This window comes from Streptomyces aquilus, assembly GCF_003955715.1.
Classification (GTDB): Bacteria; Actinomycetota; Actinomycetes; order Streptomycetales; family Streptomycetaceae; genus Streptomyces; species Streptomyces aquilus.
Genome location: NZ_CP034463.1, coordinates 4936430 through 4953025, shown reverse-complemented (window position 1 = coordinate 4953025; position 16596 = coordinate 4936430). Strand labels below are relative to the sequence as shown.

Sequence of the window (16596 nt, the reverse complement as noted above, 5' to 3'; positions counted from 1 at the left end):
ATGTGCGGCTCCGCCGCGCGGGCGCGACAAGCCACGACCCACCCGCACCCGGCCCCCGGCCTCAAGCGGCACCCCCTTAGCCGCAACCCGTCTGACTAGCCGAGCTGAACCGGCAACGGCGCCGCATGGGTCACGATCAACCCCGACACCGCACGGGTGAGCGCCACATACAACCGACGCAACCCCGTCCGCTCATCCGGCTCACCGTCGACCACCGCCTGCGGCTCGTCCAGGACCACGTAGTCGTACTCCAGACCCTTCGCCAGCGACGCCGGCACCAGCGTCAGCCGCGTCTCCTCGGTCGTCTCCTCGCCGGGTGCGAGGTAGCCGATGCCGGCCGCGTCGAGGGCCTCCGCCAGGGCCGGGACGCGGGCGTCCGCCGCGATCAGGCCCGTCGAGCCCTCGTTGCGCAGCAACTCCTCGCAAGCGGCGACCACTTCGGCCGCGCCGGTGATCGCGCGGAGGTCGAAGAAGCCGGGGTTCTCACGGACCGACGCCACCGGCGTCAGACCCGGCGCGATGTGCGGGAGCAGCCGGGAGGCGTACGTGATGACGTCCGTCGGCACACGGAAACCCGCCGTCAGCTCCTCGATCACGCCGTCCGCCTTGCCGAGGTGGGCGAGCGCCTCGTCCCAACTCCGGGTCGCCCAGGGCGTGGTGCCCTGCGCCAGGTCGCCGAGGACGGTCGCCGAGCCGGTGGTGCAGCGGCGGCCGACCGCCCGGTACTGCATGGGGGAGAGGTCCTGCGCCTCGTCGAGCACCACATGCCCGAGCGAGTGCGTGCGCTCGACGACGTCCGTCGCCTCGTCGATCAACACCGCGTCCGCGGCCGACCACTTGGCCGACTTCACCGACCGCACGGGCTTCGCCCACAGGATCGTCTTCTGCTCGTCCTCGTCGAGGATCCCGTCCGCGTGCGCGGCGAGGAAGTCCGCGTCCGTGAGCAGACGCAGGACGAGTTTCGCCGGGTCGACCGGCGGCCAGATCTGCTTCACCGCCGCCTTCACCGCCGTGTTGCGCGCCACCGAGTCCTGCACCCGGTCGTCCGGCGCCTCGCCCGAGCGCTCCATCTGCACCAGCACCGCGTGCGCGATGCGCTGCGGGAGGGCGTCGCGGGCGGCGCCGTAGCGGATGTCGCGGTCGAGCAACTCGCGGACGATGTCCTCCAGTTCGTACGCCGGGACCCGCCACCGGCGCGAGCCGCGCACGACCACGACCGGCTCGGTCGGCATCGTCACGTGCGCGTAGACGGCCCGCCGCAGGACCTCCGCCATCCGCGCGTCACCCTTGATGACCGCGGCGGCCGCGTCGTCGCTGCCGCGCACCTCGATGCCCTTCGCCACCAGGTCGTCGACCGTGGCCTGCTGCACGCTCAACTCGCCCAGCGCGGGCAGCACTTGCTCGATGTAGTGCAGGAAGGACCGGTTCGGCCCGATGACGAGGGTGCCGGTGCGGGCGAGCCGGTCGCGGTGGGCGTAGAGCAGATACGCGACCCGGTGCAGACCGACGGCCGTCTTCCCGGTCCCCGGCCCGCCCTGCACGCACACCGTGCCGCCCAGCCCGGACCGCACGATCTCGTCCTGCTCGGGCTGGATGGTCGCGACGATGTCCCGCATCGGACCCACACGCGGCCGCTCGATCTCCTGCTGGAGGAGCTTGCTGGTGGTGGCCGCCTCGGCGGGGTCGGAGAGGTGCTCGTCCTCGTACGCCGTGATGTCACCGCGCGTGTACCCGAAGCGGCGGCGCAGGCCCACGTCCATCGGGTCCTTCTTGGAGGCCCGGTAGAACGGCTGCGAGACCGGCGCACGCCAGTCGATGACCATCGGGTCGCCGTCGTGGTCGTGGACGTGCCGCCGCCCGATGTAGAAGCGCTCGCCGTCCGCGCCCTCGGCCAGGTCCGTGCCGGGTGCGTGCAGATAGTCGAGGCGGCCGAAGAAGAGCGGGGTGTCGCTGAGGTCGGCGAGGGCCGCGATCCGCTCGTTGATCTGGCGTTCCAGGATCTGGGCGTTGACCCAGTTCGCGGTGACGTCCTTGATGTCGAGGGACTCGGCGTCCTCCCGCATGGCGCGCAGGGCGGCACGGGACGCGGCGAGATGGCCGCGCTCGCGGCCGAGCGGGTCGTCCAGGGGCGCGGGGTCGTCGACGGGCGTGGACAAGGGGGTGCCTCCGAAGGTGCTGCGGGCTGGGTGGCTGCTGCTGCGAGGTACCGACCGGTTTCCGTCCGGACGGCGGCGCTCCGTCGAGGGAGGCGGGCAAGAGCGGAGATTCTAGGTGAGCGCGCGCGGGGGCCGCCAATGCATTTCCGCGGGCCGGGCTCCGGGAGGCACGGGCGGGGCCCCTAGGGGACGGCCCCCCGGGGCCCCTACGACTCAGGTATCACAGCAAGTCGGGACCTTGGGCCGATGCCCTCCTTATGCCTCGAAAGCCACCATGGAGACATGAGTGCAGCGACCATCACCCCAGCCCCAGGTCGCCCTTCCGGAGCGACCCCCGTCACCGACACCCACCCCACCCACCGCCTCGGCGACACCCTCCGTGCGATACGCGTCTTCGTCGGCGCCGCGTTCGAGGTGATCATCCTCGGCGAGTACGGCGAGGAGTCCGGAGTCCGCCGCAGGCGCTAGCCCTCCGCCCTCAGCCCTCCGTCAGCAGCTCGTCGGCGTCCACGATCCGGTAGGCGTACCCCTGCTCCGCCAGGAACCGCTGCCGGTGCGCGGCGAAGTCCTGGTCGATCGTGTCCCGGGCGACGACCGAGTAGAAGTGCGCCTGGTGCCCGTCCGCCTTGGGCCGCAGCACCCGCCCCAGCCGCTGCGCCTCCTCCTGCCGTGATCCGAAGGTGCCCGACACCTGGATGGCGACCGTCGCCTCCGGCAGGTCGATGGAGAAGTTCGCGACCTTCGACACCACGAGGACGCTGATCTCGCCCTCCCGGAAGGCGTCGAAGAGCCTCTCGCGCTGGGCGTTGGGCGTCTCGCCCTTGATGACCGGCGCCCCGAGGTGCTCGCCGAGCTCGTCGAGCTGGTCGATGTACTGCCCGATCACCAGGATCTGCTGCCCGGCGAACCGTCGTACCAGCGCCTCCGTGACCTTCCGCTTCGTCGCGGTCGTCGCACAGAAGCGGTACTTCTCCTCCTGCTCGGCGGTGGCGTACGCGAGCCGCTCGGAGTCGGTCAGGTTGACCCGGACCTCGACACAGTCGGCGGGCGCGATGTAGCCCTGCGCCTCGATCTCCTTCCAGGGCGCGTCGAACCGCTTGGGCCCGATGAGCGAGAAGACGTCCGACTCCCGCCCGTCCTCCCGGACGAGGGTGGCCGTCAGGCCCAGCCGCCGCCGCGCCTGGAGATCGGCCGTGAACTTGAAGACGGGCGCGGGCAGCAGATGCACCTCGTCGTAGACGATCAGCCCCCAGTCCCGGGAGTCGAACAGCTCCAGGTGCGGATAGACGCCCTTCCGCCGGGTCGTCAGCACCTGGTAGGTGGCGATGGTGACGGGCCGGATCTCCTTCTTCGTCCCGCTGTACTCGCCGATCTCGTCCTCGGTCAGCGAGGTCCGCTTCACCAGCTCGTGCTTCCACTGCCGGGCGGAGACGGTGTTGGTGACGAGGATGAGCGTGGTCGACTTGGCCTGCGCCATGGACCCGGCCCCGACGAGGGTCTTCCCGGCACCGCAGGGCAGCACGACCACGCCACTCCCGCCGTGCCAGAAGTTCTCCACGGCCTGCTTCTGGTACGGCCGCAGGGCCCACCCGTCCTCGGCCAGCTCGATCGGGTGCGCCTCGCCGTCGACGTACCCGGCGAGGTCCTCGGCGGGCCAGCCCAGCTTCAGCAGCGTCTGCTTGATCTGTCCCCGCTCGGACGGATGCACGAGGACGGTGTCCGGGTCGATCCGCGCCCCCACCAGCGGCGCGACCTTCTTCGACCGCAGGATCTCCTCCAGCACCGGCCGGTCGGTGGTCGTCAGCACCAGCCCGTGCACCGGGTGCTTGGAGAGCGTCAGCCGTCCGTACCGGTCCATGGTCTCGGCGACGTCGACGAGCAGCGCGTGCGGCACCGGGTACCGGCTGTACTGCACGAGCGCGTCGACCACCTGCTCGGCGTCGTGCCCGGCGGCCCGGGCGTTCCACAGCCCGAGCGGCGTCACCCGGTAGGTGTGGATGTGCTCCGGCGCCCGCTCCAGTTCCGCGAACGGCGCGATGGCCCGACGGCACTCGTCGGCCTGCTCGTGGTCGACTTCCAGGAGCAGGGTCTTGTCCGACTGGACGATCAGCGGTCCGTTCACGTACGCACTTCCCTTCCGCACGGGCCAAACCTCCAGTGTGCCGCATACCGGCGGGAACCGATCGGGGCGCCCGCGCAACCTCTGCCCCGGGTTGTCTGTCTAGTCGGGCGGGGACCCGGCGGAGTGAGGAGCACACGGTGTCGGTGGTCAGGTGGGGGGTCGGGCTCGGCGCCACGGCGGTGCTGGTGGCCACGGGGGCATGGGTGGTGTGGCCGCAGGACGTCGACAGCGACCTGTGGCACGAGATACGCCCCGCGATCGAGGCCCGCCTCGTGGCCGACGCGCATGGCACCGGGTACGGCGAAACCGCCCCGGAACTCGACGCGCGGTGGTTCTGCCACGCGGAGGCACTGGAGCTGGACGAGCGCGACGGGGTCGTGCGGGCGGGCGTCGACACGCTCTGCATGGAGTACGGCGTCCAGGCGCACGCCCTGGTCGAGTGCTCCGGCGCCCACGTCCCGCAGGTGCTGCGCCTGGAGCGGGACGCGGACGCGGTCGGCGGCTACCGGATCGTGTCGCAGGAGGCGGCCCCCGAAGGGGCGGGCTACGCGGAGTGGACGCACACCCACTTCGGCCACTTCACCCGCACCGAACTCGACGACCCCCTGTCGACCACGCCCCTGGAGACCGCCGCCCGCACCCACTTCGGCCTGGCGGCGGACGCCCCTGTGAGCGACTGTTAGCCACCGACCCACCGACCCACCGACCCACCGAGCCGCCTAGTCGTCGGCGAGCTCCGCGACCCCCGTGATCCGGTGCAGCGGGTACGTCCGTACCTCGTCCGCCGTGTGGTCGTACGCCGTCACGAAGCCGCCCTCCACCCGGACCGGGGCGATGACGCGCTGGCTGGCGGCGCCCTCGGCGTTGACGTAGCCGATCCACAGGGCCTCGCCGGTGAGGACGGCGGCCTGCATGGTGGCGAGGGTCTCGGCGGAGCTGGTGCGCGGGAGCTCACCGGTCGGGCCCGCCGAGGGGGCCTGCTTGCGCGGGGTCGTGGAGGCCAGGTCACCGGCCCGGATCGCGCGGATCGCCGCCGCCAGCAGCGTGGCGTCCGGCACCGGCGGGCCGTCCGGGACCGGTTCGGGGGCGGTGCGCGGCGGGGTGCGGTGGGCGTGGGCGCGGGCGATCAGGACGTCGCCCTCGGCGGACTCGGCGGCCGGTGCGAACCCCATCGAGCGCAGCCCGTCCAGCAGGGCGGACGGGTCGGCCTGCGAGGCGAGGACCGTGGGCGCCAGCCGCCGTAGCCTCAGCCCCGCGGCCCGCTTGTCGGCGAGGATCTCGTTCAGCACGGCGTCGTCGTCGCAGCGGACGTACGCGGAGGCCGCGCCGACCCGGAGATGCCCGTGCTTGCGGGCCACGTCGTCGATCAGATAGGCGAGCGGCTGCGGCACCGGCGTACGGGAGTGCGCGGTCAGGAAGGCGTGCAGGTCGGAGGCGGACTGCCCGGCGTCCAGCGCCCGCCGCACCGAGCCCGGCGTGAACCGGTACACGGTCGCCCCGCCCTTCGACTCCACGTCCGCGAGCACGCCCAGCATGTCGGCGAGCGGCCGCCGCAACGGCCCGGGCGCCACCGCCGTCAGGTCGGCCTGGAGCAGCACATGGTCGAGCGGCTCGGGCAGCAACGGCGCGAGCAACCGCCCGGCGGCCGCGACGGCGACGGCCTGCTCGGCGGCGGAGAGGGGTTCGGCGGGCCCGGGGACGTGATGGTGCACGGGGAGTTTGTCACCGGCTCCGGCCGGGTCGTGGGCGACACCGGCACCGGCACCGGCGACACCGCCCGCCGCGGCTCCGGGAGAGGCGGAGCCTGCGCCGACCCGGCCGGGTGCGCCCACCCCCAGCAACGCCCGCCCGTGCGCCGCCAGCGCCCCGCGCCCCGTCACGCCCAGCAGCTCGGCCTCGCTGAGGGTCCACTGGGCGAGTCGCGCGCGCAGGTCGTCCTCGCGGCGCTGCGGCCGTTCCCACCGCAGCCGCGCCAGCACGGACTCCGCCGTCGGTGCCGCGCCCTCGGGGAGGCCCGCCAGCAGGGTCAGCACCCGGTGTCGTACCTCCGACGCGGCGCTGCGGTCGAGGCCGGGGCCCAGGGCCGACAGGGTCCGCTCCTTGGCGTCCCGGCCGCCGACCAGCCCCGGCGTCCGGGTCGCCGCCAGCCACGCCTCCGCGAGCCGCGCCCAGCGCTCCGCGGGGGGCTGCTCCAGCCACTCGTCGTACGCCGGGGTCGCCGCGTACCGCTCGTCGGCCTCGCCGTCGGAGGCCAGCAGCCCGGCCGCGTAGGCCAGTTCGACCCAGAACGCGGCGACCGGCTCGGGCACGTCGAGGGCGACCGCGGTCCGCTTCAGGTCCCGCACGCTCAGCCCGCCGGCCCGCAGCACCGCGGGCCCGCCCTCGTCCCAGTCCTTCAGCAGCTCCTCGACGGTCGCCAGCGCGGTGTACGCCTGCCCGGCCGCCGTCGCGTCCACAACCTGTGGACGGTACGAGGCGGCCGCCTCCACGACCGGCGGCACCGGCTCGGTCGCCCGGTGCGCGAGGCCGCCCCGCAGATGCAGCGCGACCTCACGCGGCAGGACGACCGTCCCCGGCGCCGTCGGCAGCAGCAGCCCGAGGTCCAGCAGCCGCCGCAGCCGGGGCGCCGGATCGGCGGTGACCTGCCCGTACGGCGGCCCCCACATCAGCCGCCGCAGCACGTCGAGGGACTCCTCCGGCAGCCCGCCGAGCAGCTTCGCCATCCGCCTGCGGTCGGTGAACAGCCCGGTCAACGCGGCCACCGCCGACACCGAATCGTGCGTGGACGGCAGCCCGGCCGCGGTCACGATCTCCTGGATCCGCCCCGGCGACATCCCCGCGGACGCCTCCTGCACGGTCGGCCCGAGGCCGGTCGGCGACGGATGCTGCGGCGAGGGCGCGAGCAGCTCCCGCGCGGTGCGCACCAGCCGCAGCCGCGTGTCCTCGCCCCACACCAGCGCCTGCTCGCGCAGTGTGCCCACCGCGCGGGGCAGCGCGGCGGCGACGGCGTGGTCCCCGGCGTCCCCGCCCATCAGCCCGAGCAGTTCCTCGTACGACGCCGGGTCCCCGGCCACGGCGAGCGCCTCCGCGGTCTGCAACGCGAACCGGTCCAGGCGTTCGAGGGCACGCACGACCGAGGCACGCGTCCCGGCGCGGGTGGCGAGCTGGGTGAGATCGGTGGGAACGGGGGTGATGAGGTCGGGGCGGGCCCGCAGCAGCAGGGCCAGGGAGGCGTCGTCCCTGGACCGGAGGGCTTCGGCGAGGGAGCGGGGCGGGGTGGCCGGGGTGCTCATCCGACCCACGGTATCCGGTCGGTACGACGGTGCGGCGCGGCTCGGTGGGTCACGACCCACCCCGGCGGCACGACCGTACGCGGCTACGTCGGCCGCCCCGCGCGCGATACCGTCACTCCGGGGTTTCAACGCGCCGCCCCCCGGAGGGACTTCGTGGATATCGAGAGCGATCAGGTCGTCTACGAGTATCTGAGCCGTGTCGGCGACGTCGCGCAGCAGCGGCAGTTGCCGTCCGGCACCCGCATGCGCCTCGTCTCCGAGCTGCGCAACGAGATCGACCGGCGCCGCGCCAAGGCCCCCGTGGACAGCCCCGCGGCCGTGCGCCGCATCATCGACCGGCTCGGCAGCCCCGACGAGGTCGTCACCGCGGCCGGCGGCGCCCCGCAGGCCGCGTCGGTGCCCGCGCCCACCCCCACCGCCGTCCCCGTGCAGCGGGACCGGGACGTGGCGGAGCCCCGCCCCAAGGGGCTGCGCCGGATCATCCCCAAGCCCCGCCCCGCCGAGACCCCGGACGAGGCCCCGGCCCCGCCGCACCTCGCCGGCGCGGCCGAGCTCGGGAACAGCACGCTCCCGCCGGACTGGTGGCGGGTGGAGGACTCCCCGTTCGGCGCCGGCGAGAGCGTCCCCGGCTTCGTCGGCGGCGTGGAGATCCCCGAGCTGCTCAAGCCCCCGCCGCCGAAGGAGACGCCGAAACCGCCGGTCGAGAAGGCGGCGGAGGAGACGGCGGCGGAAGAGGAGGCCGCGGTGCCGCGCCGGCGGCGGCTCTTCGCCCTGCCGAAGGGCAAGTGGACCAACCCCCTGCTGCTGCTCGCCGCCGGCTGCCTGGTCGTCGGCGCCGTGATCGGCAATCTCGTCGTGCTCCTCGTCGGCTGGCTCATCGCCTACGCCTCCCGGCGGCTGACCGACACCGAGACCAAGTGGGCGGTGATGTACCTGCCCGGCCTGGCGCTCACCGCCGGGATCGTGTGGCTGTGGGGCAGGAACGAGGGCCGCTGGGGCGAGCCCGTCGCCGAGGGGCAGATGAACGCCGCGGTCGCCGACACCTGGCCCTGGGTGGTGCGGGGCGCGGCGGTGGCGTCGGCGCTGTTCGTGGTGTGGCGGTCCCAGCGGCGGAAATAGCGGGAAGCCGGTCGCCGCGACTGGGCACAATGGTCCATATGGCATCTGCACCCATCTCCGCCCCGACCGTCGGCTTCGACCTCGACATGACCCTCATCGACTCCCGCCCCGGCATCCACGCCTGCTACGTGGCGCTCGCCGAGCGGACGGGGACGTACATCGACGCCGACCTCGCGGTGACGCGGCTCGGGCCGCCGCTGACGGAGGAGATGGCCCACTGGTTCCCCGCGGAGCGGGTCGCGGCCGTCGCCGATCTCTACCGCGAGCTCTACCCGACGTACGCCATCACCGGCACCCTCGCGATGCCGGGCGCCCGGGAGGCGATAGCGGCCGTGCAGGCGGCAGGCGGCCGGGCCGTCGTCGTGACGGCCAAGTGGGAGCCCAACGCCAAGCTGCACATGGAGCACCTGGGCATGGCGCCCGACGCGGTCATCGGCAACCTCTGGGCCGAGCAGAAGGCGGTGGCCCTGCGCGAGCACGGCGCGCGCGTGTACGTCGGCGACCACGTCGGTGACGTGCGCGGCGCCCGCACCGCCGAGGCCCTGTCGGTGGCGGTGCCGACCGGCCCGTGCAGCGCGGCGGAGCTCACCGAGGCCGGTGCGGACGTGGTCCTGGCCGACCTCACGGAGTTCCCGGCCTGGTTCGCCGGCTACCTCCCGGCCGCCCGCGCCTGACGCCGCCCCGCCGCGACCGACCGCAGCACCCCGGCAGCGGCGATCAGGAAGCCGACGCCCATGAGCATGCTCAGTCCGAACATGTACGTCGGAAAGGGCGTCGTACCGAGAAACAGCGGGGCCACGGTGACGAGTGTGGCCACCGTACCGACGAAGAAGACGATGGCACCGGTACGGATCAGTCGGTCACCGGGCCCGGCGGAATTCGCTTGGGTTTTGTCACGCACCGGACCAGGGTAGTTCCCTGCCCGAAGGAACAACCGGGCGACGTCTTGTCACCGGCCCTAAGACCATTAGCCTTGGTACCGGCGGGTCCGACGACCCGCCCCAGTGCTATCAAGAGCCGTTTTCAGAAGCAGTTTTCCGACGAGTACGAGGACGAGGAACAGACGTGCCTACCGGCAAGGTCAAGTGGTTCAACAGCGAGAAGGGCTTCGGCTTTCTCTCCCGCGACGACGGCGGTGACGTCTTCGTCCATTCCTCGGTCCTCCCCGCCGGAGTCGAGACACTGAAGCCGGGCCAGCGAGTCGAGTTCGGCGTCGTCGCCGGACAACGCGGTGACCAGGCCCTTTCGGTCGTCATCCTGGATCCGACCCCGTCGGTCGCGGCCGCCACCCGAAAGAAGCCGGACGAACTGGCCTCCATCGTCCAGGATTTGACGACCCTCCTGGAGAACATCACGCCGATGCTGGAGCGCGGCCGCTACCCCGACAAGGTCGCCGGAAAGAAGATCGCCGGCCTGCTGCGCGCGGTCGCCGACCAACTCGACGTATAGAAGGCGTACGGAACTGGTGGATTTCTAGGGGAATTCCAGTGCGTTCGGGCCGAGGGGCGGTACCAGCCCCTCGGCCGCCGCACGCGTCAGCAGACCCCTGACGGCGGCGTACCCGTCCGCACCGAGATCCGCCGTGAACTCGTTGACGTACAGCCCGATGTGCTGGTCGGCGACGGCCGGGTCCATCTCCTGCGCGTGTTCCATGACATACGGCCGGGACACCTCGGGCTCGTCCCAGGCGGCACGCACGGATGTGCGGATGGAGTCGGCGAGCAGCGTCAGCGTCTCGGCGCCCAGCGACCGCTTCGCGATGATGGCGCCGAGCGGGATGGGCAGTCCGGTGGTGTCCTCCCAGTGCTCGCCCATGTCGGCGAGCTTGTGCAGCCCGTAGTTCCGGTACGTGAAGCGCGCCTCGTGGATGACGAGTCCGGCGTCGACCTTCCCGTCCCGCACGGCCGGCATGATCTCGTGGAACGGCATGACGACGATCTCGCCGACCCCGCCCGGCAGCGTGTCCGCCGCCCACAGCCGGAACAGCAGATACGCCGTCGACCGCTCGCTCGGCACCGCGACCGTCCGCCCGGTCAGGTCGGCCCCCGCCTCCCGGGTCAGCACCAGCGGCCCGCAGCCCCGCCCCAGCGCCCCGCCGCAGGGCAGCAGCGCGTACTCGTCGAGGACGTACGGCAGCACGGCGTACGACACCTTCAGCACGTCGAACTCACCGCGCTCGGCCATGCCGTTGGTGATGTCGATGTCGGCGAACGTGACGTCCAGCGCGGGCGCGTCCGGCACCCGGCCGTGCGCCAGGGCGTCGAAGACGAAGGTGTCGTTCGGGCAGGGGGAGTAGGCGATGTCGAGGCTCATACCGTCTTCCAACTCTCCAGTACGGGTGCGAGCTTCCCGAAGCCCTCCGTCAGGGCCTCCAGGGCGTCGCCGATCCGCCAGGCGGCGCGGTCGCGCGGGCCGACGGGGTTGGAGACGGCCCGGATCTCCAGCACGGGCACGCCGTGCAGCGCGGCGGCCTCGGCGACCCCGAATCCCTCCATCGCCTCGGCGAGCGCGGTGGGGTGACGGTCCTTCAGGAGGGCCGCGCGGGTGGCGGTGCCGGTCACGGTGGAGACGGTGAGGACGGCTCCGGCGCGGGCGCCGGTGGCGGCGACGGCATCTCGTACGAGTGGTCCCGGCGGACGATGGGTGACGGTCCCGAAGCCGAGTTCGGTGACCGGCAGGAACCCCTCGGCCGTCTCGGCGCCCAGATCGGCCGCGGTGATCTCGTCGGCGACGACGAGCGACCCGACGGGCGCGTCCGGCTGGAAGCCACCGGCGATCCCCGCCGAGACGACGAGGCCGTACGGGGCCGCGGCGAGGGCGGTGGCCGTGGCCGCGGCGGCGCGGGCGGGACCCACCCCGGCGGCGATCACCTCGGCCTCGACGTCCGTCCCCGCCAACGCGCGAGCCACCGCGTCCCGTTCGACCGGGACCGCGGTGGCTACGAGGATGCGCATGGCGTACGGCGGATCAGGCGTCGCCGTTGACGAGCTTGAAGTTCCAGACGCCCTTGAACTCCTTGCTGGTGCCGGCGCTCTTGGGCTTGTCCTGCTCGACGATGCTGATGTACAGCGTCTTCGGCGCGGCCTGGCCCTGCTGGTCGGCGAAGAGGTCGACGCCCTGGAAGGAGTAGTACGTCTTCTTGTAGACGTTCGTGACCTGCTGGCCGTTGATCCACAGCGCCCAGCCGGTGTCCGCGATCTTCGGGTCGACGCCGATGCGGAGGGTCTCGCTCTGGGCGACCTCGATCGAGTCGGACGCCTTCTTCAGGGCGCACTTGGTGGCCTTCTCCTGGCCGAGGTCGTCGCCGTCCTCGTAGCAGGTGGCCTCGGCGCTGATGGAGTTCTTGCCGACCGTCACGGTCGCGCGGGGCGTCGGCTTGTCACAGGCCGCCAGGACGAGCAGTCCGGCGGAAACGGCGCCGGCGACGGCGACGGCGCGGCGGCGTCGCACAGCGGCTTGCATCGTGGTCATGGCCGAAGGCTATCGGGCGGGTGCGACAGTCTCTTTATGCGGGGTACGGCGTGCCCTGTTCGTTACGCCACGCGCGTGCGCGGAGCGCCCCCGTGGCGGGCCGAGCCGAGCAGCCCCTTCACCGTCGTCAGCCAGCCCAGGGCGATGACCGCGGCGGCCACCGCCAGGCCCAGCGTGCCGTTGAGGGGCATCACGATGCCGACCGCGCCGCCGAACACCCAGGCCATCTGGAGCATCGTCTCCGAGCGGGCGAACGCCGAGGTGCGCACCTGTTCGGGCACGTCCCGCTGGATCAGCGCGTCCAGGGACAGCTTGGCGAGGGCCAGCGTGAAGCCGGTGACCGCGGTGAGGACGGCGACGAGGAACGCGCCGAAGAAGATCGCCGCCGTGATCGCGGTACCGAGGACGACCGCGAGGACGGTCACGATGATGATCTCCGGCGCGCGGGAGCGCAGCCCGGCGCCGACCGCCGTGCCGAGCGCGTTGCCCACACCGGCCGAGACGGCGACGATACCGAGGGAGACGGCCGCGCTCTCGCCGGTGAGGGGGTGCTCGCGCAGCAGGAACGCGAGGAAGAAGGTCAGGAAGCCGGACAGCCAGCGCAGGGCGGCGTTGGCGCCGAGGGCGTGGGTGACGGCGAGGCCGACGGTCCGCAGGCCCGGGCGCTTGACCGGCTGCCGGTGGGGTCCGTGCAGATGCTTCTCGTCGGCGGCGAGCAGGGCGACGTCCTCGCCCTTGGCGGAGTCGACCTTCGGCGGCAGCGTGAAGGACAGGAAGGTCCCCGCCACGAAGATCACGAAGGCGCCGTAGAGCGGCCAGCGCGGCCCGATCGCCTGCAACCCGGCGCCGATCGGCGCGGCGATGCCGGTGGCGAGGAGCCCGCCGAGCGTGACGCGGGAGTTGGCCTTGACGAGGGAGAACTTCGGCGGCAGCAGCCGGGGCACCACGGCGCTTCTGACCACCCCGTACGCCTTGGAGGAGACGAGCACCCCGAGCGCCGCCGGATACAGCTCCAGGCTGCCGCTGACGACGGCCCCGGACAGCACGAGCGCGAGCAGCGCCCGGGCGAGCATGGCACCGGCCATCGCGGCGCGGCGGCCGTGCGGGAGCCGGTCGAGGAGCGGGCCGATCACCGGGGCGAGGACCGTGAAGGGCGCCATCGTGATGGCGAGGTAGAGGGCGACACGCCCGCGGGCCTCGTCGGTGGGGACGGAGAAGAACACGGTCGACGCGAGCGCGACCGTGATCATCACATCGCCCGCGCCGTTCACACCGTGCAGCTCGATCAGCTTGCCGAGGCCGGATTCCCCCGCCCCGTGGGCGTGCGTGGCCTTGCGGATGCCGCGGGCGGGCCCGGACACCGGGAAGTGCAGGGCACGCCCGACGGAACGCAGAGAACCTCGCGTCCTGCCGTTGCCCTTGATCCCGGTGGCCCCTTGGGGCGTCTTCGCGGTTGCCACGACGTTCATAGTGCCCCGAGTCAGGCGTTCGTAGTGCGGTTACCGCGCGTATGTCCGTGCTTTCGTGGCGGTCGGAAGGGCGGTAAACGTCCCGTCGGTGTAGGCCGTACGCACGCGAGCAGGTAGCGTGCGTATCTCAGCCATCCCGCAGAATGGATGGACAGGTGCGCCCGAGTGCGAGCGGGCGCGGACGTCGACGCGGCCCTCCGGTCCGCTCCGTCCGCCCCACCGCGCTTTCAGGCAGGCGCACCAGAGAGACGGCGTAGGAGAGAAGCGATACCTGTGAGCGCAGCGACCACGCGAAGCCGCACCCCCGACCGCCTGTGCGCCGAGGCCGTCGACCTCGCCCGTGCCGCAGCCGAGGAGGCGGCGGCTCCCGGTGTGGTCGGGGAGCACGCGGGTGCGGTCTCCGAAGGCGACCGTGTCGTCACGCACTTCTTCGAGTGCAAGGAACTCGGCTACCGCGGCTGGCGCTGGGCGGTGACGGTGGCGAGGGCGTCGCGCGCGAAGGTCGTGACGCTGGACGAGGTCGTCCTGCTCCCCGGCCCGGACGCCCTCCTCGCCCCCGAATGGGTCCCGTGGAGCGAGCGGCTGCGCCCCGGCGACATGGGCCCCGGCGATCTCCTGCCCACCGAGGCCGACGACCTCCGCCTGGAGCCCGGCTACTCCGGCGAGGACGAGCCGTTCCCGAACTCGGCGGTCTCGGAGGACATGGCCGAGCTGGTGGAGGCGGAGGACGCGGAAGTGACCGCGGGCACGCCCTCCAACCTCCCGGTGGCCCCCATCCGGGGCACGATCGCCGCGGTCGCCGAGGAACTCGGCATGCGCCGGGCCCGCGTCCTGTCCCGCTACGGCCTGCACAGCGCCGCGGACCGCTGGGAGGAGGCGTTCGGCTCCAAGACCCCCATGGCCCAGGCGGCCCCCGCCACCTGCGTCAGCTGCGGCTTCCTCACCCCGATCGGCGGCTCCCTCGGCCAGGCCTTCGGCATCTGCGCCAACGAGTTCGCCCCGGCGGACGGCAGGGTGGTGTCCCTGGCGTACGGCTGCGGCGGCCACTCGGAGGCGGCGATCATGCCGAAGCCGCCCCGCCCGGCGCCCCCGGTGATCGACGAGACGAAGGTCGATGCCTTCCCACTCCGCCCGGCGGCGGACTCGGGTTCGGTACCGACGACGACGGACGAGGACTCGGCGGAACTGGGGCACTCGTAGCCGGGGCGGCTCAGCTCTCGTAGCGGGGCGGGTCCTGCGTCGAGATCGTCCAGTCGCCTGCCGGTGCGGGGGGCGAAGATCGCGTAGACGGGGATGCCGATCTCCGCCTCGGCGATCACCATCACGTCAGGTCGCCGCATGATCCCCTCGGGTTCGTCTGTGTGCTCATGGTGGTTCCCTGGGTTCGGCAGTCGCGGCAGCGGTCTGGTACGGCGGTGGTGGGGGCGGTAGCTGGGCCGTGAGGCGGTGGGCCAGCAGCGCTGCCGGGCGGTGCAGCGGTTCGTCGGGCAGGTCGCGGGTCAGCGCTTCGCGTACGAGCGTGGCGGGGACCTCACGTTCCAGCCAGGCGGCGACCCCCGGAGCCAGGTGGGCCGCGTCGCAGGCCGACAGGAGGAGGCGGGGGTCGTCCCGGTGGACGCGGGCGAGGAGGTCGGTGGCCCGCTGGAGGAGCTGGGGCGCGGGGTAGACCGGCCGCGGGACCGCGGGGAGGGGCTTCTTGCGGGGCGGGTGCGGCTTCTTCGGCTGTTTCGGTGGGGCTGCGGGTCGGTCGGCCTCGCGTGGGCTGCGGCCGGCGCCCGGCTGGTTGCAGGAGATCGTGCGGGTGATGACCCGGCCGCCGGAGGCGCGTTCCACCTCGCGGCGCAGAGAGCCGTGGTCCGCCAATTCCCGCATCGCGGCGGCGATTCGGGTCGAACCCTCCTTGAAACGGGCCGTGAGGCTCTTGATGCACACCTGCGCGCCCTTGGGCAGCGACTGGATGCGGGTGGCGAGACCGGTCGCGACCAGCGACAGGTCCGGGTGCTGGTGGGGGTCTTTCACCGTCGTGGTCCTTTGGAAAGGGCGAGCAACACGAACGCCGGCCCCGGATGGCTTCCGGGACCGGCGTACGGAGACGGTGCTTGGTGGGACTTACTGCACGTCGACGAAGTCACCCGCGGCGGAGACCGCCGGGGTGGTCGAGGTGCCCGCGAAGGAGTAGCGGAAGTAGCCGTCGGTGGCGGCGGTGACGGTCGTCTTGAGGTCGCCCGTCGAGTTGGACTTGATCGTCTTCACCGTGGTGTAGGTGCTGGTGCCCTTCTTGCGGAACTGAAGCTTCACCGGCTGGTTGGTGTACCCGTGGTACTTGTTGTCCTCCCAGTTGGCGCGGGAGAGCTTGCCGGTGACGGTGATGGTCTTGCCCTTGCGGACCGGCTCGGGCGAGGCGTTGACCGTCAGCTTGGAGTTGCGCTGGACGAGGGTGGCGCCCAGGTCGCCCTGGAGGGCGGTGTCCTCGGTGCTGTAGTTCAGGGCCAGCGCCCCGGCCTTCCACGAACCGGCGTCGGAGTTCAGCAGGTCGCCGTCGCCGGGGTAGATGTCGATCAGGCCGGCGCAGTTGGCGGTGGTCGCCGAGGTGGCCGTGCAGGTGGCCGCGTCGTAGCCGAGGAGGACGTTGACCGGCTCTTCGAGGGTGCCCTTGTAGATGAGCGGGCCGTTGGCGAAGTCCGGGGAGTCGATGTCCACGTCGGCGCCGTGGGTCAGCGTGTAGGTGACCTTGGTGGAGACATGGTTGGTGGTGCCGACCTTGACCGCCTTGGCGATCTTCAGGTTGGAGAAGGAGACGTCCAGCTGGGCGGCGGCGGACGCGGCGAAGGCGGACTTGCCGGACAAGGCCTGGGCGGCGGCGTCACGGTACGAGGTGCTGTCGGCCTGCGCGGCCGGGACGGCCAGCGCGGAGAGGGCCAGGGCGCCGGAGACGGCGGCCACGGTGGCGCGAATACGCATGTGTT

Annotated in this window: 15 protein-coding genes and 1 pseudogene; 6 read left to right on the top strand and 10 right to left on the bottom strand. The window is 72.6% G+C overall.

The window, feature by feature from the left end:
* Positions 1-95: 95 nt before the first annotated feature.
* Positions 96-2156, bottom strand: a complete 2061-nt coding sequence (locus EJC51_RS22750; protein WP_126272792.1) for a HelD family protein — start codon at positions 2154-2156, stop codon at positions 96-98.
* Positions 2157-2438: 282 nt separating this feature from the next.
* Between EJC51_RS22750 and EJC51_RS22745 the strand changes: the two genes are divergently transcribed.
* Positions 2439-2624: a hypothetical protein gene (locus tag EJC51_RS22745; RefSeq protein ID WP_207924846.1), complete on the top strand. Its 186-nt coding sequence runs from the start codon at positions 2439-2441 to the stop codon at positions 2622-2624.
* Positions 2625-2634: 10 nt separating this feature from the next.
* Here the strand turns inward: EJC51_RS22745 and EJC51_RS22740 are convergent, their stop codons facing one another.
* Positions 2635-4278, bottom strand: coding sequence for a DNA repair helicase XPB (locus tag EJC51_RS22740; protein ID WP_126272790.1), 1644 nt, complete (start codon positions 4276-4278; stop codon positions 2635-2637).
* 137 nt (positions 4279-4415) lie between these two features.
* Here EJC51_RS22740 and EJC51_RS22735 point away from each other — a divergent pair, with 137 nt between their 5' ends.
* Positions 4416-4961 (top strand): hypothetical protein, encoded by a 546-nt coding sequence (locus EJC51_RS22735; protein ID WP_126272789.1) that lies wholly within the window; start codon positions 4416-4418, stop codon positions 4959-4961.
* A gap of 36 nt (positions 4962-4997) precedes the next feature.
* On the opposite strand, the gene EJC51_RS22730 is transcribed toward EJC51_RS22735, so the two are convergent.
* Entirely contained in the window at positions 4998-7571 is a 2574-nt protein-coding gene (locus tag EJC51_RS22730) for a helicase-associated domain-containing protein (protein ID WP_126272788.1), read from the bottom strand.
* Positions 7572-7724: 153 nt separating this feature from the next.
* Between EJC51_RS22730 and EJC51_RS22725 the strand changes: the two genes are divergently transcribed.
* The gene (locus EJC51_RS22725; RefSeq protein ID WP_126272787.1) at positions 7725-8690 is read left to right on the top strand and encodes a hypothetical protein; all 966 of its coding nucleotides are present in this window, start codon (positions 7725-7727) and stop codon (positions 8688-8690) included.
* 38 nt (positions 8691-8728) lie between these two features.
* Positions 8729-9364, top strand: coding sequence for an HAD family hydrolase (locus EJC51_RS22720; protein WP_126272786.1), 636 nt, complete (start codon positions 8729-8731; stop codon positions 9362-9364).
* On the opposite strand, the gene EJC51_RS22715 is transcribed toward EJC51_RS22720, so the two are convergent.
* Positions 9340-9591 carry a hypothetical protein gene (locus tag EJC51_RS22715; protein WP_126272785.1) on the bottom strand — a complete coding sequence of 84 codons (252 nt, stop codon included), beginning with the start codon at positions 9589-9591 and terminating at the stop codon, positions 9340-9342. The genes EJC51_RS22720 and EJC51_RS22715 overlap by 25 nt on opposite strands.
* Before the next feature lie 164 nt (positions 9592-9755).
* Between EJC51_RS22715 and EJC51_RS49200 the strand changes: the two genes are divergently transcribed.
* Positions 9756-10139 (top strand): cold-shock protein, encoded by a 384-nt coding sequence (locus tag EJC51_RS49200; protein ID WP_059195867.1) that lies wholly within the window; start codon positions 9756-9758, stop codon positions 10137-10139.
* 24 nt (positions 10140-10163) lie between these two features.
* On the opposite strand, the gene EJC51_RS22705 is transcribed toward EJC51_RS49200, so the two are convergent.
* The 4 genes from EJC51_RS22705 to EJC51_RS22690 all read right to left on the bottom strand — a co-directional run bounded on the left by EJC51_RS22705 (position 10164) and on the right by EJC51_RS22690 (position 13621).
* Entirely contained in the window at positions 10164-11003 is an 840-nt protein-coding gene (locus EJC51_RS22705; RefSeq protein ID WP_126272784.1) for a 1,4-dihydroxy-6-naphtoate synthase, read from the bottom strand.
* Positions 11000-11644 (bottom strand): futalosine hydrolase, encoded by a 645-nt coding sequence (locus EJC51_RS22700; RefSeq protein ID WP_126272783.1) that lies wholly within the window; start codon positions 11642-11644, stop codon positions 11000-11002. Before EJC51_RS22700 ends, EJC51_RS22705 begins: the two co-directional genes overlap by 4 nt.
* 13 nt (positions 11645-11657) lie before the next feature.
* Positions 11658-12161, bottom strand: coding sequence for a hypothetical protein (locus tag EJC51_RS22695; RefSeq protein ID WP_126272782.1), 504 nt, complete (start codon positions 12159-12161; stop codon positions 11658-11660).
* A 62-nt stretch (positions 12162-12223) separates the two neighbouring features.
* On the bottom strand, positions 12224-13621 hold the full coding sequence (locus EJC51_RS22690; protein ID WP_165951287.1) for an MFS transporter: 1398 nt from the start codon (positions 13619-13621) through the stop codon (positions 12224-12226).
* 282 nt (positions 13622-13903) lie between these two features.
* Between EJC51_RS22690 and EJC51_RS22685 the strand changes: the two genes are divergently transcribed.
* On the top strand, positions 13904-14830 hold the full coding sequence (locus EJC51_RS22685) for a DUF3027 domain-containing protein (RefSeq protein ID WP_126272780.1): 927 nt from the start codon (positions 13904-13906) through the stop codon (positions 14828-14830).
* A gap of 213 nt (positions 14831-15043) precedes the next feature.
* Here the strand turns inward: EJC51_RS22685 and EJC51_RS22680 are convergent.
* Positions 15044-15649: pseudogene (locus EJC51_RS22680) on the bottom strand (helix-turn-helix domain-containing protein); the annotation flags it as partial.
* Positions 15650-15739: 90 nt separating this feature from the next.
* Positions 15740-16591: a hypothetical protein gene (locus EJC51_RS22675; protein WP_126272779.1), complete on the bottom strand. Its 852-nt coding sequence runs from the start codon at positions 16589-16591 to the stop codon at positions 15740-15742.
* Positions 16592-16596 lie beyond the last annotated feature (5 nt).